Consider the following 25,416-nt stretch of genomic DNA (forward strand, 5'->3'; position numbering starts at 1 on the left):
AAGATTCCTCGATTTGCTCTGAATGACAAAACAAATAACTTTTTTAAACACCCTGTTTTTTTAGGTTATTGCTGCATTTTAAAGTAATAATCAGCCGAATGTTTTCCAGAACCATAAAGCAGAAAGAAAGCACAAACAAAAAGAGTGATTAGTGCTAAGATCAGGTTGTTTGAGTTCATTTCGCCTGCAAAATTAATGGCAATTGCCCCTATAAGTATTGGAAATTGAGCTATAATTGCCCAACGCGTCAATAAACCAAAGGCTATTAATAGACCTCCGATAAAATGAGCAGGAGCCACATAATGCACCACTATCATTCCTCCGGCCATGTTTTGTATGGGTTCAAAAAGTTGCATGAGCATTTCTGTATTGGCCATAAAATTTATACCCTTAATAAACAGAAAAACACCTAACGCTACCCGTAACAAATCAAGAGGTATGTACGTATGTGCATTGGCCCATTTGTTCAATGTTTTTATAGTATCCATGATTAAAGTTGTTGGTTTTCAACTAATAAGATACAAAAAACTGGTAAACTATAAAAATTAAACCTGCAGTACGCCTAAGTTAAATGGTTTTTCTACAGGAGCATGATTGGCAGCTTCAATACCCATAGAGATCCAGGTTCTGGTGTCAAGTGGATTGATAATGGCATCTGTCCAAATTCTTGCTGCAGCGTAGTATGGAGACACCTGGTTATCGTAACGCGCCTTTATTTTATCATAAAGTTCGGCTTCCTTTTCTTTGGTTATTTTTTCTCCTTGCTTTTCAAGAGAGGCTTTTTCTATTTGCAATAAAACTTTAGCTGCTGAGTTACCACTCATTACTGCAAGCTCTGCGCTTGGCCAGGCTACAATTAACCTTGGGTCATAGGCTTTTCCACACATAGCATAATTTCCGGCACCATAGCTGTTTCCAATAACTACAGTGAATTTTGGCACAACGGAATTACTAACGGCATTTACCATTTTTGCACCGTCTTTTATAATGCCACTGTGTTCGCTTTTACTTCCAACCATAAACCCGGTAACATCTTGCAAAAAGACCAAAGGTATTTTCTTTTGGTTACAATTGGCAATAAAACGAGTGGCTTTATCAGCACTGTCGTTATAAATAACCCCACCAAATTGCATTTCACCTTTTTTAGTCTTGACAAGTTTTCGTTGGTTAGCAACAATACCTACAGCCCAACCGTCAATTCTGGCATAACAGGTTATTAAGGTTTGACCATAACCTGCTTTGTATTCATCAAACTCAGAGTGGTCTACTAAGCGTTTAATAATCTCATACATATCGTATTGATCAGCTCTTGATTTTGGTATAATGCCATAAATATCTTTAGGATTTTCTTTGGGTTTTTTAGAATCGATTCTATTAAACCCAGCTTTGTCATAATCTCCAATCTTATCAACAATATTCTTAATGGTATCTAAAGCATCTTTGTCGTCTTTAGCTTTATAATCAGTAACCCCCGAAATTTCGCAGTGCGTAGTAGCACCGCCTAGAGTCTCATTATCAATAGTCTCACCAATAGCAGCTTTAACAAGATAGCTGCCGGCTAAAAAAATACTTCCGGTTTTGTCAACAATAAGGGCTTCATCGCTCATAATAGGTAGATAGGCACCACCGGCAACACAACTTCCCATAACTGCAGCTATTTGTGTAATTCCCATACTACTCATTATGGCATTGTTTCTAAAAATACGCCCAAAATGTTCTTTATCAGGGAAAATTTCATCTTGCATTGGTAAATAAACACCAGCTGAATCTACCAGATAAATGATGGGTAATTTATTTTCAATGGCAATTTCCTGTGCTCTAAGGTTCTTTTTGCCCGTTATAGGGAACCAGGCTCCGGCTTTTACAGTGGCATCATTAGCAACAACAATACATTGTTTCTTTTGGATATACCCGATTTTAATAACTACACCTCCAGAAGGGCAACCTCCATGCTCTTTATACATATCCTCACCAGCAAACGCTGCAACCTCAATAGATTTTGAGTTTTTGTCCAGCAAATAATCAATGCGTTCTCTGGCAGTCATTTTGCCTTTAGAATGTAATTTTTCAATTCGGTTTTTGCCACCTCCTAAACTAACTTTTGCGAGTCGTTTGTTAAGGTCTGAAAGTAAGAGTTTATTATGATCTTCGTTTTTGTTGAAGTTGATATCCATCAAATGTTTAGTTTTATGCTAAAGTACAAAAGTTTAAAAATTTTTAATTTAATTTTTTAATGAAACTATAAAATAAATTACATGGAAATATATTCCTTGGAAAATAAATATTTTAGTTATATATTTGCATCATATTTTAAAAAAACAATTTACATGAAAACACAAAAAATAGTTTATTATATCGCTACCGGTATACTAACGGTTATGGTCTTATTCTCAGCAAGCATGTACTTTTTTAAGCATGATGATATAGCTGGTGCATTTACTGGTTTTGGATATCCAACCTATATAATATATCCTTATGCTATTGCAAAACTATTAGGTTTGGTAGGTGTATGGAACCCAAAATTTAAAATCATTAAGGAATGGGCATATGCGGGATATTTTTATGCTTTTATATTGGCCTTTTTTGCACACTATATGATTGGTGATGGGCAACAGGGAGGAGCTGTACTGGCGTTGGTAGCATTAATAGTTTCTTATATTTTTAATAAAAAAATTAATAACTAATGAAGAACATTATAGTTTTTGCAGGCAGTAATAGCAAAGCATCAATTAACAAGCAATTGGCTGTTTATGCATCAGGTTTAATTGAAAACGTTAGTATTGAAGTTTTAGATTTGAACGATTTTGAACTTCCCGTTTATGGTATTGATTTTGAAACCCAGTATGGTATACCTGACAATGCCCATAAATTTTTAGATCGTATAAAGGAAACAGATGGTATTGTATTGTCTTTAGCTGAACATAATGGTGCCTATGCAACGGTATTTAAAAATATTTTTGATTGGATGTCCCGGATAGATGGAAAATTATGGAGCAATAAACCCATGTTGCTTATGGCAACGTCTCCGGGAGGTAGAGGAGGCGCATCAGTTCTTGAAATAGCTAAAAACAGGTTCCCTTATATGGGAGGTAATATAGTTTCAGAGTTTAGCTTACCTGCGTTTGGTACTAACTTTTCAGAAGAGAAAATAATAGATGAGGCGCTAAATTCAGAATTAATTAAAAGTGTAAAGACATTTCAAATGGCACTTTAATAAATAGACAAAAGGCATGGGAGATATTTCAAAAGATATAAATTCAAAATTTGACAATAATAAAGTAAAAGCCATAATCAATATTATTTATACGGCTAACTGGATTAATAGTATTCAAAACGAATTTTTTAAACCCTATGGAATATCTCCTCAACAGTTTAATATTTTAAGAATTCTTAGAGGCGCCGGAAAAGCCATTAAAGTTCAAACTATTAAAGAACGTATGATTGAACGGGCGCCAAATGCTACAAGGCTTATGGATAAGCTTTGTGATAAGACTTTAATAAACAGATTGTCTTGCCCGGATGATAGGCGTGTTGTACATATAGAGATTACTCAAAAAGGACTGGATTTATTAAATGAAATTGATAAAGAATTTAAAGATGATTTATTGGAAAATTTAACGGATGCTGAAGCCAGCCAATTAAGTAATCTCTTAGATAAAATCAGATAAAAAATTTATTAAATTATTTTCCATGGAAAATAAATAAAACGGATTTGTATTATGAAATTAAATTCAATAAAAACATTAGGAAGAAGTGATTATGTTAATATGGGGCCAATTAGATTACGTCAACCCATACCAACACAATCAATAGATAGAGTAGACCCATTTATATTATTGCATCACTATGGGCCTTATGAGGTTTCAGAACAAAATAACCCGTTTGACCTAGGTCCACATCCACATCGGGGGTTTGAACCAGTAACATTTTTAATACAGGGCGAGCAATTGCATAGGGATTCATTAGGCAATGAAAGTATTATTAAAGCTGGAGATGTTCAATGGACTACTGCAGGACGTGGCATTATTCATGCAGAAGCACCCACAAAGGAATTTGTAAAAAAAGGTGGGGTTTTAGAAGGCATTCAATTGTGGCTAAATTTACCGGCAGAGAAAAAAATGATTCCGGCAAATTATCAACACGGAAAAAATGAAGATTTCAGATTGGTTTCTTCTGATGATAACAAAGTAAACATTCAAATTATTGCAGGAGAACTAAATGGAGTTTACGGAAGAATTAAAACCCAAACTTCAGTAAACGCGTTTATGATTGATATTGAAGCTTCGGGGAACTATAACATCCCGATTCCTAAAAATCATCAATCCATGATTTATTTATTAAAAGGAGAGGTTACTGTTAATGCGTCTAAAAACTTAAGGCTTGACGACAACCAAATAATTGAGTTTAATCAGGATGGAGAAGGAATTTCTATAAGCGGCAATCAGCAACCTGCCAAACTACTTTTTCTTTCGGGAAAACCATTTAATGAAAGTGTAGTTACTTACGGGCCGTACGTAATGAATACACAAACTGAAATCATGGAAGCCATGCGGGATTATCAAATGGGTAAAATGGGGTTTCTTCCTGCAAACTAAAAACTTATAAGAATGAAAACAATAGTTCATAAAGCAGATTCCAGAGGTTATGCTGATCATGGCTGGCTAAAGTCTTATCATACTTTTAGTTTTGCTGGTTACCAAAACCCGGAACGGATGAATTTTGGGGTGCTTCGGGTACTTAATGATGATATTGTACAACCTAAAATGGGATTTGGAACACACCCTCATCAAAATATGGAGATCATCTCAATTCCACTAAAAGGCGCGCTCTCCCATAAAGATAGTATGGGGAATAAGCAGGCTATAGAGGTAGGCGAGGTACAGGTTATGAGTGCCGGAACAGGTTTAACGCATTCTGAATTTAACGATAGTAAGACCGATGAGGTTAATTTTTTACAATTGTGGATTTTTCCTGAAAGAGCTGGAGTGATTCCAAACTATGAGCAAAGAAAATTTGATTCAAAGTATCAAAAAAATAAATTGCTAACTATAGTAGCTCCAAAAGATAAACAAGTAAATGATGCATTACCAATAAATCAACAGGCTTACATACATCGATCTGATATAGATTCTGGAAAATCTGTATTTCAACAGGTCAAAAATGCCGGTAATGGCTTCTATATTTTTGTCATTGACGGTTGTATTGAAGTAGATGGTAATATTTTAGATAATAGAGATGCTGTAGGAGTTTGGGAAACTGAAAACCTTAAAATACATGCAATCAAAGATTCAAAGGTGATAGTTATTGAAGTTCCTATGGATTAAATACCTTAGATTTGATTAATAGTGAAAAGCATCCAAAGATGGATGCTTTTTTGTTTAAAAATGCGATATTTGCGTTTAGACTAACCATCAAAAATAAGATAAAGATTATGGCAATGAATAAGAATACGGTATTAGCGTGGGCTACTACCATAATGATAATTGTAGGACTTGCACTTATAGCGCTAGGCGCATTTAGATATGACGACGTTGCAGGCTGGGGCTTTGCAGCTGTGGGAATAGGCTTTTTTGCAAATGCTTGGGTGTTTAATGCACTTAAAGGACGTGTGTAATTAATTAACAAATACAAAAAGAACATTAATGAGTGACGATAAGAAAATAATATTTTCAATGTCTGGTGTAACCAAGACATTTCAAAGTGCAAATACGCCGGTTTTAAAAAATATTTATTTAAGTTTTTTTTATGGTGCTAAAATTGGAATATTAGGGCTTAACGGTTCAGGAAAATCAACATTGTTAAAAATTATTGCAGGAGTTGACAAAAACTATCAGGGTGATGTGGTATTTTCTCAGGACTATTCTGTTGGATATTTGGAGCAGGAGCCAAAGCTGGATGATGAAAAGACAGTAATGGAGGTGGTCAGAGAGGGAGCAGCCGAAACTGTTGCTATTCTTGACGAATACAATAAGATCAATGACATGTTTGGTTTGGAAGAAGTGTATTCTGATCCGGATAAGATGGAAAAATTGATGAATCGCCAGGCAGAGCTACAAGATCAAATTGATGCGGCTAATGCCTGGGAATTGGATACGAAACTAGAAATAGCAATGGATGCTTTACGAACGCCTGATGGTGATAAGAAAATTGGTGTTCTATCGGGTGGAGAGCGTCGTCGGGTTGCACTTTGCAGGTTACTTTTGCAAGAACCGGATGTCCTGTTATTGGATGAGCCTACCAACCATTTAGATGCAGAATCTGTACATTGGTTGGAGCATCATTTAGCACAGTATAAGGGAACAGTAATAGCAGTGACCCATGATAGATATTTTCTTGATAATGTTGCAGGTTGGATTTTAGAACTGGATAGAGGAGAAGGTATCCCTTGGAAAGGAAACTATTCTTCCTGGTTAGATCAAAAATCCAAACGTATGGCTCAGGAAGGGAAAGCGGCTTCAAAACGTCAAAAAACTTTAGAACGAGAGTTAGAATGGGTACGCCAGGGTGCTAAAGGGCGTCAAACCAAGCAAAAAGCACGTTTGAAAAATTATGACAAGTTAATGAGTCAGGATCAAAAACAACTTGATGAAAAGCTTGAGATATATATTCCCAATGGCCCTAGACTGGGGACAAATGTTATTGAGGCTAAAAGTGTTGCTAAAGGTTATGATGATAAATTATTATATGATGATTTAAATTTTAATTTACCGCAAGCTGGAATAGTAGGTATTATTGGTCCCAACGGAGCCGGTAAAACTACTATTTTTAGAATGATCATGGGGGATGAAACTCCTGATAAAGGCGCATTTTCAGTAGGTGATACAGCTAAAATTGCTTATGTAGACCAAAGCCATTCTAATATAGATCCGGAAAAAACCATTTGGCAAAACTTTAGTGATGAACAGGAGTTAGTGCTAATGGGAGGTAAACAGGTAAATTCAAGAGCTTATTTGAGCCGTTTTAATTTTTCGGGAAGTGAGCAAAATAAAAAAGTAAAATTACTATCCGGTGGTGAGCGCAACCGCTTACATTTGGCTATGACATTGAAAGAGGAAGGGAATGTATTATTATTGGACGAGCCAACAAACGACTTGGATGTTAACACTTTAAGAGCTTTAGAAGAAGGTTTGGAAAACTTTGCTGGGTGTGCCGTAGTCATATCTCATGATAGATGGTTTTTAGATAGAATATGTACACATATTTTAGCCTTTGAAGGAGATTCTCAAGTTTATTTCTTTGAAGGAGGTTTTTCCGACTACGAAGATAACAAGAAGAAACGATTGGGAGGAGATTTAATGCCTAAACGAATCAAATACAAGAAGTTAATCAGATAAAGAATAAAAAAATATAAAAGGAACGCTCTCTTTAATTAAGTGAGCGTTTTTAGTTATCACCATACATGTGGCCTTCAGTAAAATCCTTGTACTCTTCCTCATCAGGCATTTTGGTATTCATACTGTTCAAACGCTCATTTTCCTTCTTTAATTTGTAAGATTTTCTTATCCCCAAAATCAATAGGATAGCAAAGAAAACAACAACTATAATCAGTACATTAACAATGACAGATTGGTTTATTAAAGGTACAGTCAAAAATTGAGAAAGTAGTTGGTCTTGGAACATGTAACATGCACATTTGGGTTAATAGCTAATCAAATATAGTATATTTATTCATTAGATGGTGAAATACAGAGATATAGTTGTTAACATTACATGCCATAATTGTATAAATTATCTGATAAAATTACATGAAAATATCGATGAAAGAAGTAGTTTTAGCTTTTAAAGCAATGTTTAAAACTTATATGCTTAATAATAACAAGAAACGTTCTTTGTATTGTTCTAATAAGAGCATAAATGATTAAAAATGAAAAATAACAGGATAAAAAACATAAAAAGCACCTTACTTTCTGATAATTATTATACCCTCAGAAAGTTAAATTTTGATTATCTAATGAAGCGCGGTAATTGGGTTAATCAAATGAGAGAGGTTTATGATAGAGGAGATGGTGCAGGGATATTATTATACAACAAAAAAAAGAAGACTGTTGTTTTAACAAAGCAATTCAGGATGCCAACTTATATGAATGATAATGAAGATGGGTTTTTGGTTGAAATCTGTGCAGGAATGTTAGATAAAGATAATCCAGAAGCTTGTATTATTAGAGAAACAGAAGAAGAAGTAGGCTATAGACTCAAAGAGGTTAAAAAGGTTTATGAGGCGTATTCATCACCGGGAGTTATGACTGAAAAAATGTATTTTTTTGTTGGTGAATATACTGATGATATGAAAGTTAATGATGGTGGGGGATTAGATAGTGAACATGAGGATATTGAAGTTTTAGAACTCCCTTTTATCCAAGCAATTAAGATGCTGGAGAATGGAGAAATTCATGATACCAGAACTATTGTACTTCTTCAATATGCACAGATTCATAACCTGTTAGAAAACTAATTCCATTTTAATATCACTTCTTGCATAAGGACTGTTTTGCTCATTAGAGATTTCAATAAAACCATATTTTCTATAAATATATATGGCATTTTCTAGTTTTGTATTGGAGTAAAGTATCAATTTGGGGAACCTCATGTCTTTAGCAAAATTTATACAATATTGTAAAAGATACTGACCTATTTTGCGCCCTCTTTTATTAGGAGAGACTGCCATTTTAGTGAGCTCAAAAACACCTTCATTTCCTAATGGCATTAGCGCTACGGTACCAACCACTTCCTGATTAATAAGAGCAAAAAAAATGTATCCCCCTTTGTTAATTATGTATTGCTCTGGATTGCTTAAAACGTCTTCATCAAAAGGCTCAACATAAAAATGTGTTTTTAACCATTCTACATTTAGATCGTAAAAATGTTTAGCATATTCATTTTTATATGTAGCAATCTCTACATTATGAGTTGCTTCAATTTTAATATCATCAATTATAGTTTGACTGAAGCTTTTTGCGTTTAGTTTATTTTCCAAAATATTTAAGTGTTCTATTAATGACGATGAGCTTTCAAGCGTAAACTCTTTAATGATTTTTTCAATGCTTGTCCAGATCGGTTTTAAAGTTTCCAAAGTTTTTTTCCCTTTTTCGGAAAGCTTTACTATTTTTTTTCGTTTATCTAATTCGTCAGGAACTATAGCAATTAGCTCCTTTTTTAAAAGTTTGTTAAGGGCTTGAGTAATGGCAGGTTGTGTAAATTTAAGTGCATATTGAATTTCAGAATTAGTGACTCCGTTTTTATTAACTATGATCTTAAATATAGGAAAAAGATAAGGGTCAAAATCTACATTATAATAGTCATAAACAGCTTGTGTTTCTTTCATTACATATTCGCTAATGCGTTTTAATCTGGATCCCAGTCCTAATTCACCATAACCTCTTAAAGCATCCATAACATTTATATTTATATAAGCACTTATGTAAATATATAAAATTATTCTTTAAATTGAAAAATAACTAGGCTTTTATAAAATCAGTAATCAAATAGGAGATAAGCTTTCCTACTTGTTGAGGGCTTTTTTTAGAAGGAATGGCTTCACAAATATGTAAATACAGCGTATTATTATGCTTTGCAAAAAAACTCAAAAAACTTCTGGCTTTGGTTGCACTAAAGCCACTTGGAGACATAGCACTACTGGATACTCCTTCTATAGCATCACAATCAATCTCAATGCCAAATTTGCTTTTCGATACAAATTCTAAAGCTAAGTTTAATTCTTTTTTAAATTTCAATTCATTGCGAATCTCCAATGCTTCAAAAGTGTTGTATTTGATACATTCCAGTTTGTCTAAGGCTTTAAAGATTTTATCAGACGTATAATTTTCATGTAAACCAAAAATGAAATAATCTTGTAAAAAGCCTTCAGTTAAAGCATAACTAAATCCATTGCCACTATGACGTCCTTCTTCAGTCCTAAAATCAGAATGTGCATCCAGATTTATAACATTAATAGGGGTGCCTGTAGCCAGACTTGACCCTTTTATGTTTCCGTAGCTGTTATTGTGTCCACCACCAATTATAATTGGTTTTTTACCAGCTAAAACTATTTGATAAATAATGTGTGTAACATATTTATCAATGCTATCAACTATAGTTCTGGATTTAACGATATCCTTTTTTCTTTCTGGATTTAATTTTTTTATCGCTATTAATTCATCAGAAAAATCAAGATGCCCTAATATTAAAACACTTTCTGCCTTTGTAAATTTGTTACTTTGTATATTTAACAAAACTTTGAGTGTTGCCTCCCAGGCCTTTGATGTTCCTGTTTTTCCATAATTGGCAAAAACGCCAATGTCTTCTGGCAAACCTAAAATAACATAGGTGACATCCAAATTTTTGAGTTGTTCGTATATATTGGAAATGCTGGTTAATATTTTAACGTGTTGACCAAATTTGGACTCGCCAGAGCGCTTATTTAATAGTTTATTTCGAGTAGCATTGTTAAATAATACTAGTTTGTCCATAAGAATAAACGAATTTTGGAATCTAAAAATACATCATTATTTGTTTATAGCATTAAAAAACTAAACAATTAAAATTGGTACACATTTAAATTACCTTTAACAAAATTTAAAATCAAATTAATTATGGAAAACAGTAAAAGTAATACAGGTCTTAAAGTTGCACTAGGAATTGCTATAGTTCTTTTTTTAGGAACAGGTTTTTATACTATGAATTTATACAGTAATAGTAAGAAAACAGAAAATGATTTAACAGAACAAAAGCAATTAGTCATGAATGATTTAAATGCTATGGCTAAACAATATGATGAGGCCATCAGCGAAAATGAGGTTGCAAATAACGACTTAATTGAAGCCAGAGGCCGCATTCAAGGGTTAATTGATTCATTAAAAATGTCTGAAACAAATGTGAAAAGCTTGTGGAGGTATAAGCAAAAATATGCATCCTTACAAAAAGAAATGGATGCTTTATTAGCACAAAATGACTCATTGAGAGTTGAGAATTCTTACTTGGCAACATCGTTGGATAGCACGCGTGTTCGTTTAGAAGAGCGAACTATTTTTACTGATTCATTGTTGGTACAAAATAGTGCATTAGCAGAGGTCGTGGAAAATGCTTCAATTTTAAATACTGTTGACTTAAAAGGTTCTGGTGTAATTGAAAGAACTTCAGGTAAAGTTATACCAACAGAAAGAGCCAGAAGAGCAGATAAAATAAGAGTTTGTTTTACAGTTTCCAAAAATGCTTTAGTACAGGCCGGAGATCAGGAGTTGTACGTTCAGGTTATAGATCCGAAAAATAATACATTGGGGTTAAACGAACAAGTATCCTTTGAAGATAAAACACTGAACTATAGTATAATTAGTAAATTTAACTATGAAAATGCAAATTTGAACGTATGCGAATTTATTGCTCAAAATGGAGATAATGATTTTGAAAAAGGACGCTACATTGTAAATGTTTTTAATGAAAAAGATTTAGTTTCTACCTCAGAGTTTACTTTAAAGTAAAATAAAAAATAACACTTAAGTAAAAGCCTCAAGCATACATGTTTGAGGTTTTTTTTATTAAAAAAATTAATTTTACACTTAAACAAGTTTATATGTAAATTATAGATTTGTTACTACCTGATAAGTTAGAAACAGTAACTTTGAATGTGTAGGAGGTAGGAGGCTTTAACCAAACATAATAATTATGAATCCTAATCTAAATTTCTTAAATTCATTTTTTGATGTTTCTGAAGAAACCTTTTCAAAACTATCCCGGATAGCAATTTTTAAAAAATTTGACACCGGTACACAAATAGCCAAAACCGGTGAAGTGCCAAGTAAAATATATATGTTGATATCTGGTATGATGCGGGCTTATTTGGAAGATGAAAGTGGTAGAGAATTTAATAAAAGTTTTTTTATGCCGTTTAGTTTTGTGGGGTCTTTTACGGGGTTAATTAAAAAGCAACCTTCAAAACTTGTTTATGAATCATTAACAGCGTGTAAAGTTTATGAAATAAACTTTGAGGAATTTATGAAGCTATGTAAAGAAGATATAAATGTTAGCAATTTATATAATAAGGTTTTAGAGCATATATTCATTAAATACGAGGAAAGGCAGTTAGAGTTGATTTCAATGGATGCTACTCAGAGATATCTAGAATTATGTAAAAAAATGCCAGATATAGAACATTTGGTTCCCCAATACCATATAGCCTCTTATTTAAGCATAACACCTGTTCAGCTAAGTAGAATAAGGAAGAAATTAAAAGAAGAAGATTAAAGTGTTAATAGTCATTGAGTTATAAGTCGTAAAGCCTGTGAGTTTAAATTTTTTAGTTTAGGTATTAACATTTGTTAATATTTAAAAGATTTCTTAGTTATATATTTGGGTATATCCTGGGTATTGTAAAATTAAAGGATTAATAGCTAACCAACCAAAAAAAAACAGGTAAACTCATTACCTGTTTTTTTAATTTATTATGTGTTTTAAAAGATGTTATTTTAAACTTCCCACCATATCTTCCGGTTTAACCCAAGCATCGTAATCTTCTTCTGAAACATAGCCCAATCTAATGGCCTCTTCTTTTAAAGTAGTACCATTTTCATGAGCTGTATTAGCAATTTCGGCAGCTTTGTAATACCCTATTTTAGTGTTTAAAGCTGTAACGAGCATTAGCGAATTGTTCAATAACTTGGTAATAACCTCATGATTTGGTTTAATACCCATAGCACAATTAATATCAAAACTAACACAGGCATCACCAATTAATTCGGCAGACTGAAGTACATTAGCGGCCATAATAGGTTTAAATACATTTAATTCATAGTGCCCTTGTAATCCCCCAACGGAAACTGCAACGTCATTGCCAATTACTTGAGCGCAAACCATGGTTAAAGCTTCACATTGTGTAGGGTTTACTTTTCCAGGCATAATAGAACTACCTGGCTCATTTGCAGGAATAATAATTTCACCAATGCCTGAGCGTGGCCCTGAAGCCATCATTCTAATATCATTAGCAATTTTATTCAAAGAAACAGCCAGTTGTTTTAGTGCTCCATGAGTTTCAACCAGTGCGTCATGAGCCGCTAAGGCTTCAAATTTGTTTGGAGCTGTGATAAATGGTAAGCCTGTAAATTCAGCAATATATTCAGCTACTTTATTGCTATAACCCTTAGGCGTATTTAAGCCCGTTCCTACAGCTGTACCACCCAAAGCTAATTCACTTAAATGGGATAAAGTATACTCTAATGCTTTTAAGCCATGATCTAATTGTGCTACATATCCTGAAAGTTCCTGACCTAAAGTTAACGGTGTGGCGTCCATTAGGTGTGTGCGTCCAATTTTTACAACATCATTAAAAGCTTTTGCTTTTTTATCTAAAGTATTTCTAAGCTGTGTTACGCCAGGAATAGTAGTTTCTACTATTTTCTTATAAGCAGCAATATGCATACCCGTAGGAAAGGTGTCATTTGAAGACTGAGACTTATTAACATCATCATTGGGCTGAATGGTTTTATCACCTTCACCAATAACTTTTCCGGCCAGCTGATGTGCTCTGTTGGCTATGACTTCATTAACATTCATATTACTTTGAGTACCTGAACCGGTTTGCCAAATCACTAAAGGAAACTGGTTGTCATGCTTTCCTTCCAAGATCTCATCACATACTTTAGAAATTAAATCACGTTTTTCTTTCGGTAAAACCCCTAATTCACAATTTGTATATGCAGCTGCTTTTTTTAAGTAAGCAAAACCATAAACAATTTCCAAGGGCATGGATGCTGAAGGACCAATTTTAAAGTTGTTTCTGGACCGTTCGGTTTGGGCTCCCCAAAGTTTATCAGCAGGAACCTTAACCTCTCCCATAGTATCTTTTTCTATTCTGTAACTCATCTTTATAAAGATTAAATTTTAAGTCGCTAAGTTAAGGTTTTTGATAGGTTTTTAATCATGATTTTTGTTAGTTTTAAGAACTTCTTTTTAACATTTATATAACTATTATTATACCCCGATAACTTTAAAATCTATTAATTTAGTAGAATTAGTTTTTATTCCATTTAATAATTAAAAAATATAAGATATGGCAGCTATTAGATTAGGAGATGAAGCCCCAAACTTTACAGCAGATTCTACTGAAGGAAAAATAAATTTTCACGATTGGTTAGGGGGTAGTTGGGGAGTTTTGTTCTCACACCCGGCAGATTATACTCCGGTATGTACTACCGAGTTAGGTACTGTTGCAAAATATAAAGCAGAGTTTGATAAGCGTAATGTTAAAGTTGTAGCATTGAGTGTTGATGGCTTAGAGTCCCACAACGGATGGATTAATGATATTAATGAAACACAAAATACAACAGTAAATTTTCCAATTATTGCAGATGAAGACCGAAAAGTGTCTGAACTTTATGATATGATTCACCCTAATGCAGATAGCAACCTAACGGTGCGTTCTGTATTTGTGATTGGCTCAGATAAAAAGGTTAAATTAATGATTACTTATCCGGCATCAACCGGTAGGAATTTTGATGAATTATTACGTGTTATAGATTCGTTGCAATTAACAGCTTATCATAAAGTGGCCACACCGGCCAACTGGAACAACGGAGAAGATTGCGTGGTTGTTCCGGCTGTGGCAACAGAAGATATTCCGGCTATATTTCCAAAAGGCTATAAGGAGATAAAACCGTATCTAAGAATGACACCACAACCTAATTTGAACTAGTTTATAACTCTGTTGATAATTTTCAATTTGATATTGTATAAGCCACTCCTTTGCATTATCTTTGCGAAAGATTTTTAAAAGACACTTATAAATTATGTTTGATTTTGATCAGTATTTAGGATTTTTAGCATTCTTAACCATTTTAACAATTGGGTTTTGGTTAATGATTTTTTTATTAACCTTTGTAATTCCTTACTGGATAGGAGGTTCTTTAATTGAAAGGTTAAAAGAGATCAGAGAAGAAAAGAAAGCTAAGCGTCAAGCTTAAATATAATTACATAATATAAAAAAGGGAGTCTAAAAGACTCCCTTTTTGTTTGCTATAAAGTTTGGGATTGGAATGATGATAGACCTGAGCCTATAGTATTTCTGAAATAGCTTCAGGAGGTCTGCCAATAACGGCTTTATCTCCATGAATTATAATAGGGCGTTCTATAAGTTTAGGGTTTTCAACCATAGCCTTAATAATCTGAGAGTCTGTTAAATCCTTATTTTTAAATTCACTTTTCCAGACCGCCTCATTTTTTCTCACCAAATCAATGGGTTTAATACCTAATAAACCAATGATCTCCTTTAATTCCTGGTGAGAAGGTACATTTTCAAGGTATTTAATGATTTGAAATTCTTTTCCCGATTCTTCTAAAATTTGTAATCCGCAACGAGACTTACTACATCTATTATTGTGATATATTTTAATCATTATAATTGAATATTAAATGTTTTTAATACTTCTGCCAACTGTTCAGGGGATTTAAAATGAATACCATGAATTCCCAAATTATTAGCCGCTTCAATATTTCTTAGGTTGTCATCAATAAAAATAGCATTTTCGGCTTTAATATTAAACCGGTTTAAAGTTAGGTTGTATATCTCATCAAAAGGTTTCCTGGTATGTTCTTCTCCTGAAACTATAATACCTTCAAACCAATGTAAAAAATCAAACTTCTCTAAGGCTATAGGAAATGTTTCGGCACTCCAATTGGTAAGGGCAACTACCTTATAGTCTTTAGAATGTATCAGTTTTTTGAGAATAGCAACGGTACCGTTAATAGCATCACCCAGCATCTCAACCCATCTGCCATAAAACATTCTTATCTCTTTTTCATATTCAGGAAAGAGTGCAATGCGCTCTTCTGTGGCTTTTGCCATAGGATAACCGGCATCCTGATTTTCATTCCAGTCTTGTGTGCATATATTATCAAAAAACCATTGCATCTTTTCACGGTCTCCATTGAAAACCTCTAAAAAGACATATTCCGGGTTCCAGTCTATTAAAACCCCTCCAAGGTCAAATATTACACTATCTATTTTGTTCATAATTGATTATTATCTTCCGTTTGCTGTCCCATCATCATTAAATATGATTTAAGAAACTCATTAATATTACCATCCATAACAGCATCAACATTCCCTGTTTCATGAGCCGTTCTAACATCTTTAACTAATTTATAGGGATGCATGACATAGTTACGGATTTGACTTCCCCATTCTATTTTCATTTTTCCGGCTTCAATATCATCACGTTGTGCTAATTGTTTTTGAAGTTCAATTTCATACAATTGAGATTTTAACATTTGCATAGCCCTGGCTCTATTATCATGCTGAGAGCGTGTTTCTGAACATGAAATTTGAATACCAGTAGGTTTATGTGTTAGCTGGACTTTGGTTTCAACTTTATTCACATTTTGTCCTCCGGCACCACTGGAACGTGCTGTAGTAATTTCAATATCTGCCGGATTAATTTCAATTTCTATGGTATCATCTACTAAGGGATATACATATACAGAAGCAAAACTGGTATGTCGCTTGGCATTGCTATCAAAAGGAGAAATTCTTACCAAGCGGTGTACGCCGTTTTCTCCTTTTAACCAACCAAAAGCAAAATCGCCTTCAATTTCTAAGGTTACTGTTTTAATACCAGCCACATCGCCTTCCTGAAAGTTGAGTTCTTTAACTTTAAAACCACTTTTCTCAGCATACATTAAATACATACGCATAAGCATACTGGCCCAATCACAACTCTCTGTACCTCCGGCACCTGCTGTAATTTGGAGCACAGCGCTTAAGTTATCACCTTCATCTGAAAGCATGTTTTTAAATTCAATATCTTCTAACAAATTAGAAGATTTATCAAATTGTTCCTGGACTTCTTCAGCCGAATATTCACCTTCTTTATGGAACTCATATAGAATATCAAGTTCTTCAATAAATGTCTTTGCTGTCCTGTAATCTTCAACCCATTTTTTTTTCGCACGTAACGATTTCATAATTGATTCTGCAGATTTTGGGTCATTCCAGAAATTGGGATCAAAGGTTTGCTCTTCTTCGTTTTGAATTTCTATAAGTTTGACGTCTATGTCAAAGATAGTGCCTAAGTTTATCTAGGCGGGTATTAAGATCTTTTATTTGATCAGAGGTTATCATGGTATAATTATTTTAAACAAAAATATACTTTCTAGTCTAAGTTTAAAATATTTGTATGGATAATTTAATCATATAATGAACAAAATATTCATGATAGTTCATTAGGTTTTTACCTTTATAAGGTTTGTGCTTTTTGTTTGTGTCAACATTATTTTTAAAACATCTTTAGAAAAATACAGTTTACTTTAAGTTTTCATTTTATTACCGTTTTGATGTATGTAAGCCTAATAATGAAGGATTTTATCGAAATTTTACATTTTGTATAAACTTACTCTCAAAATTTGAATAAATTACGCGTTAATCATTTCGTTGAGTTCAGATATTTTAAGGATTGTTTTATTTAGAGAACATATAGATTCTCTCATTTTATAGTAGTAATCAATGGGTATATATCATTTTTTTAAAAAAAAATTATTGCATTCTATAATTAAGCTGAAGAAAAAGCTTATGAGGTTTAATCTTGTTATGAATTACAGGAGGAAAATTTTAATAAAAACTAAAAGATTTAAGCCTCCAAGGCTTAGTAAAAATGAAAAAAAAGCGATAAAGGAATATTATAGAAAAAAAGGATACAAAAATATAAAAACGCAGTGGCATCAATATTTTAGTGGATTTAATAAGCACTTCTCTGTCAAATACATTCCTGAGGATATATTTCATCCTATAATAGCTCCAATACTTAATAATCACCTACAATGGCCTGCTTTACTAGATAAAAACTTATTATATAGGTTATTCAATGATGTTAAGCAACCCTCTTGTATAATATCTAACATAAATGGGTTCTATTATAATCAGAAAGAATTGATAAGTTTATCAGAGGCGGTTGAGTTATGTTCAACTAACAATTTTCTTGTAATTAAACCCTCTATTGAATCTGGGGGTGGTAATGGAGTAATTGGGTTTTCGGTTAACAAAGGAAGAACCAGTTATAAATCTTTAAGTATTAAAGAGTTATTTTTAACGTATTCTAAAGATTTTATTGTTCAGGAAGTAGTAAAGCAACACCCAGATATGAAGAAGCTTAACCCTTCATCTTTAAACACAATAAGGGTTTTAAGTTATTTAAAAAATGACAGTGTGTATTTATTGTCTTCAATTGTAAGAATAGGCAAGCTTAATTCATTTACGGATAATAGTTCTTCTGGTGGAATTTCATGTGGTATAAATCCTGATGGAAGTTTGAAACAATATGGTTTTAATCAGGCCGGAGAGCAACGTTTTGAGTCTGACTCAGGAATAAGGCTTGCAACTTTTAAAGTACCTGAATACAAAAAGGTTAAAGAATTAGTGAAAAAAGTGCATATACAAGTTCCATATTTTAAATTAATAGCATGGGATATTGCTATAGATTATGAAGAGGCCCCAGTTTTAATTGAATATAATACTTATAAAATGGGTATAAGCAGTTTACAATTGGCTAATGGGCCTTTATTTGGAGAGTTTACTGATGAACTTTTGGAAATAGGTGAAAATTATAAACCTTTAACTTAAGATATTTATAAAATTATGAAAACAACAGGGTATTATTGGGAGTTGCCTTTTTGGTTATTCAGGTTATATCTATTATTTATTCCTTGTTTATTCGTGAGCGTTTTTTTGTTGGACTCCTTATGATCAACATACTTATATTAAAGTAAATGTGGAAACAAATAACAAACAACTAACCAAAAGAGAGGTAGAATAAAGATACCGTTATAAATCAAAAGGTTGGGGAATCCAGAAGTATAGATAATGTTTTTAATATCATTACACAGTATGAGAATACTTATGGAAAAAGGATCATACTTCTGTTCAGGAAAAGTTCTTAACTAATGGAAATAAAGAACGCATATGGAGCTTAAAACAATAAAGGATAAAACTCCAGAACTTATTAAAAAAACAGCTTTCTTACGTTTTTTAAGTTTGAATAAAACAATACCTGAAAACAAACATATTGCAGATGTTGTACACCATGCCAATACTCCAATATTTGATATTATACCGGTAAACGGGTGTACATTTGAGGTTAATACCGGGTCTCCAACAATTTGTATGAAAGGTATATCAAATTTAATACCTGTTAAGTAAGCTATAGTTAGCAGGAATATACAAATAGCAAATGAGATAGTAGCAAAAGGGTATCTTTTTAGCATAAGTTAAGTGTTGTTGTAGTTATTGACAACTTTCTTTCGCTTCCCTGAAGATAAAAGCGGAATTTCGTCCACAAATGAAATGGTAACTTTAGCGTCATTACCAAAATCTTTTTTAATACTATCAATTAGAGCTTGTTCGTGTGGGAAGGTATCAATAATATTAAGTACAATTTCATATTCCTTCTCTCCTTGTTGAATAAATTGGTATTGTTTTAATAAGTTGTAATAGTTATAGAATTTAGTATATACTACAAAAGAAGATACGATATTACCTTTTGTGTCATAAATTAAATCCATTTTCCGGCCTTCAATTTTTTCAAATTTTGTTTGACCATTTTCTAATTGAAGGAGTTTAGCAATGTCACCCGTATCATATCTAATTAGCGGCATGCTATAATTAAATAAGTCGGTAACAACAATTCTACCAAATTCTCCTGGTTTTACAGGTTTATCATCATTCAAATCTAATAATTCAACATAATAGCTGGCATGATTAATAATAAAATGCTCTGTAGAATGATTTGTCTGTTGTGCTATAACTCCAACTTCTTCGCTAGAATATCTTGATAAGACCGGCGTATTAAAATGTTTGCCTAATGTAGTTTTTGTGTAATAGTTCAGGTATTCAGAGTTAGCAATCACAGAATTTAAATTCAAATCCTTTAAATCCACATAGTTCCTGTCTAAATATTGACTTATTTGCTCTAGTGAGGATGCGAAACCAAGAATATTTTTCTCTCCTTTGTAGTTTCTAAGGATGCTTATAAATTCTGAAATTCTTGAATCGGTTAGTCTCGAAACATCAAATTGTGTAATATTTTGCATCCAAGAGGCTAGTCTACCTTTTTTATTATGAGATCTCCAAACTTCTAATTCGAATAGTCTGTTCCCAAGCTTGAAATTAGATTGACCTGAAAAATATAAGACGTCGGCCCTGTTTCTGTTTCTTTTGTTTGTGTCCTGAAAAAGGAAAAAAGGAATACCTGTGGATCCGCTAGTGGATACTTTATAGTTTTGTTTTTTAATATAAGGCGCTGATTGAAAACTTTTAAAATCTCCCTGAACGACCGTTTTTCTAATAACGGGAAATTCATTTATGTTTTTAGTTCCTTTATAATCAAAATAAAACGGTGTTGTTTCCGAAGCATGTTTTAATAAGTTTTCTAAGTGCTGCTGTCTTATTTTTAGGGATTCAGTGCTTTGAGGGTTATTGAGAACAAAGGAAATTTCATCTAAGTGGGTTTTAACATTTCCTCCTTTCAGGGTATCTATTAGCCAAAAGGATGTATTTCTCATATAATTTAATAAATTCATAAAGTAATCTTAGGAATATTGTCTGGTTTTTGAGTGGGTCAAATATAATATTCCGAATTTTTAATTATAAATTTATAGGTTATAAAACCAATTTTGTATGATATTATGACAATAGACCTTAGAAGTGACACCGTTACAAAACCAACTCAAGCCATGTTGGATGCCATGATGCAGGCACAAGTTGGAGATGATGTTTTTAGAGAAGATGATACTGTAAACAGGTTAGAAACACGTATTGCGGAAATGTTTGGCAAAGAGAATGCTTTGTTTTTCCCAAGTGGTACTATGGCTAATCAAACAGCTATTAAGCTTCATACACAACCCGGAGAACAGGTGATTTGTGATAAATATGCTCATATTTATAATTATGAATCGGGCGGGGCTTCATTCAATAGTGGTGTGTCATGCAGATTGATAGATGGAGATAGAGGTATGTTTAATGCTAAACAAGTTTTGCATGCTATTAATCCCAATGATTATTATTACAGTAGAACAAGTTTAGTAGCCATTGAGAATACTACAAATAAAGGAGGAGGGGCGTGTTGGGATTTTAATGAGATATTAGAGATCAGAAAAGTATGTAATGCTAATAAGCTGGGTTTTCATCTTGATGGTGCCCGTTTGTGGCATGCTTTGGTTGCCAAAAGCGAAACTACACGGCAATATGGGGAGGTTTTTGATACCATATCAATTTGTTTGAGTAAGGGTTTGGGATGCCCAGTTGGTTCAGTTTTGGTTGGAGATTCTAAAATTATGCAAGATGCTATTAGAATCAGAAAATTGTTTGGAGGTAATATGAGACAAGCTGGATACCTGGCAGCAGCAGGGCTATATGCTTTAGATAATCATATTGATAGATTAAGTGATGACCATAAAAAAGCAAAAGACATTGGAGCGACACTTTCTGGTTTATCTATGGTTAAAACGGTTGAACCCGTTGAGACAAATATTGTTATTTTTGAAATGAATGATGATATAAACACAGTGGCTTTTATTGAAAAGCTTTATCAAAACGATATCAAAATTATTTCAATGGGAGGAGGCAAACTAAGAATAGTCACTCATTTAGACTATACAAATGACATGCATAAATTTGTTTTACAACAACTAAAAAAACTTAATATTACTAACAGCTAACAGCTAACAGCTAACAGCTAACAGCTAACAGCTAACAGCTAACAGCTAACAGCTATTTAAACATATCCATCCCCGGAATATTGGGCATGCCTTCTTTGGCTACTGCAGCTAATTCCGTTTCATTAACCTGTGTTGCTTTTTCTATAGCTTTGTTTAATGTAAGGATTAAATAATCCTCTAGCTGTTCTTTGTCTTGTAATAGCTCGTTATCAATTTCAATAGATTTTATAGTTCTATTGGCGGTTAAAGTAACTTTGAGCTTATTGTCATTACTGGTTTCATCAATCAATACTGTATCTAAACGCTTTTTAGTATCCTCAACTTTTTGTTGGGTTTCTTTAAGTTTACCCATCATGTTCATCATATCTCCAAACATAATCTATTAAATTTTATTGGTGCAAAAATATCAATTATTAAAATAAAAATAGTTCCGGTGGTTTATTAAAAATTCAAAAACACTGAATTATTATTTCTTTAAACATTATTTTTGCGCACCCCTTTCTAAGAAAAAAAGAATGCAAAAACAATCGATTACATATCCTGCTGTAAAAGCAAAGAAAATTCCTGAAAAACTTGCTATACATAATGATACCAGAATAGATAATTATTATTGGCTTAATGACAGGGACAACCCTGAAGTTCTTGATTATTTAAATTCTGAAAATGCATTTACCAAACAAATAATGAAACATACAGAAAAGTTTCAAGATCATTTGTTTGAAGAAATGAAAGGAAGGATCAAGGAAGATGATACCACCGTTCCTTACAAGTTGAACGGCTATTGGTATATAACTAAATATGTAACCGGCATGGATTACCCAATTTATGTTAGAAAGAAAGAGACACTTGATGCACAGGAAGAGATTTTGTTTGATTGCAATGAAATGGCAAAAGGGCATGCGTATTTCAATCTTGGCGGGATATCAATAAGTCCAGATAATAAACTGGCAGCATTTTCAATAGATATTGTAAGTAGAAGACAGTATACCATACAAATTAAAAACTTAGAAACAGGAAAAGTTTACCCCGATAAAATAATAAATACTACAGGGAGTATTACCTGGGCTAATGATAACATGACCCTATTTTATGCTATGAAAGATGAGATTACTTTGAGATCTCATAAAATATTTAAGCATAAACTGCATACAAAAAGTGATACAGATATTGAGGTTTTTCATGAGGAAGACGAGACGTTCAATGCATTTGTTTACAAAACAAAATCAAAAAAGTATATTGTAATAGGTTCTTCAAGCACATTGTCTTCAGAATATCGTATACTGAATGCGGATACACCAGATAATGTATTTAGAATTTTTCAGGAACGGACTAAAGATTTAGAGTATAATATTGCACACTACAATGATAGTTTTTATATCATATCTAACATTGGTAGTGCTACAAATTTTAAAGTTTCAAAGACTAACGAAAATACTACAGAGAAAGAACATTGGCAAGATATTATTCCTCATAGAAAATCAGTTTTAATTGAAGATATAGAAATCTTTAAAGAGTATTTGGTGGTTAATGAACGGGAAAATGGTCTTAATAATTTACGAATTATAAGCTGGAATGGTAAAGAAGATTATTATTTACCATTTAATTCAGAAACGTACACCGTATATATTGGCAATAATCCTGATTTTAACAGTGACAATTTAAGATATGGGTTTAATGCCTTAACGTCTCCAAGTTCAGTAAGAGATTATAATTTTAAGACAAAAAAGAACGAAATAAAAAAGGAACAGGAAGTTCTGGGAGGGCAGTTCAAAAAAGAAAATTACGAATCAAAGCGGATATGGGCAACTGCAAGAGATGGCGTAAAAGTTCCCATTTCATTAGTATATAAAAAAGGAATTAAAATGAATGGGGCTAATCCATTATTGCAATATGCTTATGGATCTTACGGCTCTACTATTGATCCTTCATTTTCTATCATTCGATTGAGTTTATTGGATAGAGGGTTTGTTTATGCTATTACTCATGTACGAGGTGGTGAGTATTTAGGTAGGAATTGGTACGAAAAAGGAAAATTATTAAGCAAAAGAAATACGTTTACAGATTTTATTGATTGTTCCAAATATTTAATAGAGCAAAAGTATACCTCAAGCAATCATTTGTATGCTTATGGCGGGTCAGCAGGAGGCTTATTAATGGGAGTGGTAATCAACATGAACCCTGAATTGTACAATGGAGTACTTGCAGCTGTTCCCTTTGTTGATGTAGTAACTACAATGTTGGATGATACCATTCCATTAACAACAGGCGAATATGATGAATGGGGAAATCCAAATGATAAGGCGTATTATGATTATATGAAATCATATTCACCGTATGATAATGTAGAAGCGAAAGCATACCCTAACATGCTTGTAACTACAGGGTTGCATGATTCTCAGGTGCAATATTGGGAGCCTGCTAAATGGGTGGCAAAATTAAGGGAATTAAAAACAGATACTAACAAATTGTTATTACATATCGATATGGATTCTGGTCATGGTGGTGCATCCGGGCGTTTTGAGAGCTTAAAAGAAGTAGCTTTAGAATATGCCTTTTTATTAGATTTAGAGGGAATTCATGGTTAATAAAAAAAAATGTTCTATTTTTGTCAGGTTTTAAACTATCATTATGTTTTATATGTAAATAATGGTTTTTAAAAAGCTTATATGACACACAGAAATCAAGTATTTGATAATGTATTAGATTTGATAGGCAAGACTCCGCTTGTTAAACTTAATAAAATAGCATCTAAGTTCAAAGGTAACTTTTACGCTAAAGTCGAATCCTTCAACCCAGGACACTCGTCAAAAGACAGAATAGCATTATACATTATAGAAGAAGCTGAGAAAAAAGGTATACTTACTCCCGGTGATACTATTATAGAAACAACATCAGGAAATACTGGTTTTAGTTTAGCAATGGTAAGTATTGTTAAAGGCTATGATTGTGTGCTGGCAGTTAGCTCAAAATCATCCCCCGATAAGATAGATATGCTTAAAACTATGGGGGCAAAGGTTTATGTTTGCCCTGCACATGTTAGTGCAGATGATCCAAGGTCTTATTATGAAGTAGCAAAGCGTTTACATAGTGAAATTAAGGGCTCTGTTTATATCAATCAATATTTCAACCAATTAAATATTGATGCACATTATAAATCTACAGGTCCTGAAATATGGGAGCAAACAGAAGGTAAAATTACACACCTTGTTGCATGCAGTGGAACAGGAGGGACTATCTCGGGTACAGCTAAGTATTTAAAAGAACAAAATCCTGATATTAATATTATTGGTGTTGACGCTTTTGGTTCTGTAATTAAGAAATATCATGAAACCAGAGAGTTTGATGAAAAGGAAATTTATCCATATAGAATTGAAGGTTTAGGAAAAAACCTAATTCCATCAGCAACTGATTTTGACACTATAGATGAATTTATAAAAGTAACAGACGAAGATAGCGCACATACAGCAAGAGAAATTGCTAAGACTGAAGGGATGTTTGTAGGATACACTTCGGGAGCTGTAACTCAAGCGTTATTACAATTAGGTAAGGAAGGGCGCTTTAAAGAGGGTGACTATGTTGTGGTTATATATCCGGATCACGGAGCACGATATATGAGTAAAGTATATAGTGATACCTGGATGGAAGAGCAAGGTTTCTTTGATAGTATCAATGAAGCTGCTGCTGAAAGTATTCAGTATATAAAGTAATTTATAAACGAACTATAAA

28 protein-coding genes are annotated in these 25,416 nt (G+C 33.0%); 16 read left to right on the forward strand and 12 right to left on the reverse strand.

Annotated elements, in window-relative coordinates; all coding sequences use genetic code 11:
* Positions 1-65 precede the first annotated feature (65 nt).
* Positions 66-488: a DoxX family protein gene (locus tag VOI54_RS13105; protein ID WP_326283288.1), complete on the reverse strand. Its 423-nt coding sequence runs from the start codon at positions 486-488 to the stop codon at positions 66-68.
* Positions 489-545: 57 nt separating this feature from the next.
* Positions 546-2,174 (reverse strand): acyl-CoA carboxylase subunit beta, encoded by a 1,629-nt coding sequence (locus VOI54_RS13110; protein WP_326283289.1) that lies wholly within the window; start codon positions 2,172-2,174, stop codon positions 546-548.
* Positions 2,175-2,327: 153 nt separating this feature from the next.
* Here VOI54_RS13110 and VOI54_RS13115 point away from each other — a divergent pair, with 153 nt between their 5' ends.
* From VOI54_RS13115 to ettA, 7 genes are all read left to right on the forward strand, one after another.
* Positions 2,328-2,684, forward strand: coding sequence for a DoxX family protein (locus VOI54_RS13115; RefSeq protein WP_326283290.1), 357 nt, complete (start codon positions 2,328-2,330; stop codon positions 2,682-2,684).
* Positions 2,684-3,214 (forward strand): NADPH-dependent FMN reductase, encoded by a 531-nt coding sequence (locus VOI54_RS13120; RefSeq protein WP_326283291.1) that lies wholly within the window; start codon positions 2,684-2,686, stop codon positions 3,212-3,214. Before VOI54_RS13115 ends, VOI54_RS13120 begins: the two co-directional genes overlap by 1 nt.
* 16 nt (positions 3,215-3,230) lie before the next feature.
* Positions 3,231-3,668: a MarR family winged helix-turn-helix transcriptional regulator gene (locus VOI54_RS13125; RefSeq protein ID WP_326283292.1), complete on the forward strand. Its 438-nt coding sequence runs from the start codon at positions 3,231-3,233 to the stop codon at positions 3,666-3,668.
* A gap of 51 nt (positions 3,669-3,719) precedes the next feature.
* The gene (locus VOI54_RS13130) at positions 3,720-4,595 is read left to right on the forward strand and encodes a pirin family protein (protein WP_326283293.1); all 876 of its coding nucleotides are present in this window, start codon (positions 3,720-3,722) and stop codon (positions 4,593-4,595) included.
* 12 nt (positions 4,596-4,607) lie between these two features.
* A complete protein-coding gene (locus tag VOI54_RS13135) occupies positions 4,608-5,324 on the forward strand; it encodes a pirin family protein (RefSeq protein WP_326283294.1) in 717 nt (238 codons plus the stop codon).
* A 107-nt stretch (positions 5,325-5,431) separates the two neighbouring features.
* Positions 5,432-5,614 carry a CAL67264 family membrane protein gene (locus VOI54_RS13140; protein ID WP_099566061.1) on the forward strand — a complete coding sequence of 61 codons (183 nt, stop codon included), beginning with the start codon at positions 5,432-5,434 and terminating at the stop codon, positions 5,612-5,614.
* A gap of 28 nt (positions 5,615-5,642) precedes the next feature.
* Entirely contained in the window at positions 5,643-7,334 is a 1,692-nt protein-coding gene (ettA, locus tag VOI54_RS13145) for an energy-dependent translational throttle protein EttA (RefSeq protein ID WP_326283295.1), read from the forward strand.
* Positions 7,335-7,383: 49 nt separating this feature from the next.
* Here ettA and VOI54_RS13150 read toward each other — a convergent pair whose 3' ends face one another.
* A complete protein-coding gene (locus VOI54_RS13150) occupies positions 7,384-7,590 on the reverse strand; it encodes a hypothetical protein (protein ID WP_326283296.1) in 207 nt (68 codons plus the stop codon).
* A gap of 274 nt (positions 7,591-7,864) precedes the next feature.
* Between VOI54_RS13150 and nudK the strand changes: the two genes are divergently transcribed.
* Positions 7,865-8,452, forward strand: coding sequence for a GDP-mannose pyrophosphatase NudK (gene nudK / locus VOI54_RS13155; protein ID WP_326283297.1), 588 nt, complete (start codon positions 7,865-7,867; stop codon positions 8,450-8,452).
* Here nudK and VOI54_RS13160 read toward each other — a convergent pair.
* Both VOI54_RS13160 and VOI54_RS13165 read right to left on the reverse strand, forming a co-directional pair.
* A complete protein-coding gene (locus VOI54_RS13160; protein ID WP_326283298.1) occupies positions 8,441-9,391 on the reverse strand; it encodes a bifunctional helix-turn-helix transcriptional regulator/GNAT family N-acetyltransferase in 951 nt (316 codons plus the stop codon). The two genes, nudK and VOI54_RS13160, sit on opposite strands and share 12 nt — an antisense overlap.
* A 64-nt stretch (positions 9,392-9,455) precedes the next feature.
* The gene (locus tag VOI54_RS13165) at positions 9,456-10,466 is read right to left on the reverse strand and encodes a formimidoylglutamase (protein WP_326283299.1); all 1,011 of its coding nucleotides are present in this window, start codon (positions 10,464-10,466) and stop codon (positions 9,456-9,458) included.
* Between the two features lie 123 nt (positions 10,467-10,589).
* Between VOI54_RS13165 and VOI54_RS13170 the strand changes: the two genes are divergently transcribed.
* Positions 10,590-11,474 carry a DUF8428 domain-containing protein gene (locus VOI54_RS13170; RefSeq protein ID WP_326283300.1) on the forward strand — a complete coding sequence of 295 codons (885 nt, stop codon included), beginning with the start codon at positions 10,590-10,592 and terminating at the stop codon, positions 11,472-11,474.
* A 184-nt stretch (positions 11,475-11,658) separates the two neighbouring features.
* Positions 11,659-12,237: a Crp/Fnr family transcriptional regulator gene (locus tag VOI54_RS13175; protein WP_326283301.1), complete on the forward strand. Its 579-nt coding sequence runs from the start codon at positions 11,659-11,661 to the stop codon at positions 12,235-12,237.
* A 216-nt stretch (positions 12,238-12,453) separates the two neighbouring features.
* Here VOI54_RS13175 and fumC read toward each other — a convergent pair whose 3' ends face one another.
* Positions 12,454-13,851, reverse strand: a complete 1,398-nt coding sequence (gene fumC / locus VOI54_RS13180) for a class II fumarate hydratase (protein WP_326283302.1) — start codon at positions 13,849-13,851, stop codon at positions 12,454-12,456.
* Positions 13,852-14,038: 187 nt separating this feature from the next.
* Here fumC and VOI54_RS13185 point away from each other — a divergent pair, with 187 nt between their 5' ends.
* Together VOI54_RS13185 and VOI54_RS13190 are read left to right on the forward strand one after the other, a co-directional pair.
* Positions 14,039-14,680 (forward strand): peroxiredoxin, encoded by a 642-nt coding sequence (locus VOI54_RS13185; protein WP_326283303.1) that lies wholly within the window; start codon positions 14,039-14,041, stop codon positions 14,678-14,680.
* 94 nt (positions 14,681-14,774) lie between these two features.
* Positions 14,775-14,948: a hypothetical protein gene (locus VOI54_RS13190; protein WP_326283304.1), complete on the forward strand. Its 174-nt coding sequence runs from the start codon at positions 14,775-14,777 to the stop codon at positions 14,946-14,948.
* Between the two features lie 90 nt (positions 14,949-15,038).
* On the opposite strand, the gene arsC is transcribed toward VOI54_RS13190, so the two are convergent.
* The 3 genes from arsC to prfB form a co-directional block, all read right to left on the reverse strand.
* Positions 15,039-15,380 carry an arsenate reductase (glutaredoxin) gene (gene arsC, locus VOI54_RS13195; RefSeq protein ID WP_326283305.1) on the reverse strand — a complete coding sequence of 114 codons (342 nt, stop codon included), beginning with the start codon at positions 15,378-15,380 and terminating at the stop codon, positions 15,039-15,041.
* Positions 15,380-15,997, reverse strand: a complete 618-nt coding sequence (locus VOI54_RS13200; protein WP_326283306.1) for an HAD family hydrolase — start codon at positions 15,995-15,997, stop codon at positions 15,380-15,382. The genes arsC and VOI54_RS13200 overlap by 1 nt, the downstream gene beginning before the upstream one ends.
* Positions 15,994-17,104, reverse strand: a protein-coding gene (gene prfB / locus VOI54_RS13205; protein WP_326283307.1) for a peptide chain release factor 2 whose coding sequence is annotated in 2 segments (ribosomal slippage) — positions 15,994-17,040 and positions 17,042-17,104 — 1,110 coding nt in all. Because the reading frame shifts where the segments join, the coding sequence is not laid out codon by codon here. Before prfB ends, VOI54_RS13200 begins: the two co-directional genes overlap by 4 nt.
* Positions 17,105-17,551: 447 nt before the next feature.
* On the opposite strand from prfB, the gene VOI54_RS13210 reads away from it, so the two are divergent.
* Entirely contained in the window at positions 17,552-18,598 is a 1,047-nt protein-coding gene (locus VOI54_RS13210) for a sugar-transfer associated ATP-grasp domain-containing protein (protein WP_326283308.1), read from the forward strand.
* A 317-nt stretch (positions 18,599-18,915) separates the two neighbouring features.
* Here VOI54_RS13210 and VOI54_RS18030 read toward each other — a convergent pair whose 3' ends face one another.
* Positions 18,916-19,239, reverse strand: a complete 324-nt coding sequence (locus VOI54_RS18030; protein ID WP_503619838.1) for a DUF8692 domain-containing protein — start codon at positions 19,237-19,239, stop codon at positions 18,916-18,918.
* Between the two features lie 3 nt (positions 19,240-19,242).
* Positions 19,243-20,553: a CoF synthetase gene (locus VOI54_RS13220; protein WP_326283310.1), complete on the reverse strand. Its 1,311-nt coding sequence runs from the start codon at positions 20,551-20,553 to the stop codon at positions 19,243-19,245.
* A gap of 105 nt (positions 20,554-20,658) precedes the next feature.
* Between VOI54_RS13220 and VOI54_RS13225 the strand changes: the two genes are divergently transcribed.
* Positions 20,659-21,690, forward strand: coding sequence for a threonine aldolase family protein (locus VOI54_RS13225; RefSeq protein ID WP_326283311.1), 1,032 nt, complete (start codon positions 20,659-20,661; stop codon positions 21,688-21,690).
* Between the two features lie 52 nt (positions 21,691-21,742).
* Here VOI54_RS13225 and VOI54_RS13230 read toward each other — a convergent pair whose 3' ends face one another.
* Positions 21,743-22,066, reverse strand: coding sequence for a YbaB/EbfC family nucleoid-associated protein (locus tag VOI54_RS13230; RefSeq protein WP_326283312.1), 324 nt, complete (start codon positions 22,064-22,066; stop codon positions 21,743-21,745).
* 139 nt (positions 22,067-22,205) lie between these two features.
* Between VOI54_RS13230 and VOI54_RS13235 the strand changes: the two genes are divergently transcribed.
* Both VOI54_RS13235 and capA read left to right on the forward strand, forming a co-directional pair.
* Positions 22,206-24,275, forward strand: a complete 2,070-nt coding sequence (locus VOI54_RS13235; protein WP_326283313.1) for a S9 family peptidase — start codon at positions 22,206-22,208, stop codon at positions 24,273-24,275.
* 81 nt (positions 24,276-24,356) lie between these two features.
* Complete coding sequence (gene capA, locus VOI54_RS13240; protein ID WP_326283314.1) at positions 24,357-25,397, forward strand: cysteate synthase; 1,041 nt, start codon at positions 24,357-24,359, stop codon at positions 25,395-25,397.
* Positions 25,398-25,416 lie beyond the last annotated feature (19 nt).

It is taken from the genome of Alterotamlana spongicola, from assembly GCF_035818475.1.
In the GTDB taxonomy this organism is placed as follows: domain Bacteria; phylum Bacteroidota; class Bacteroidia; order Flavobacteriales; family Flavobacteriaceae; genus Cognatitamlana.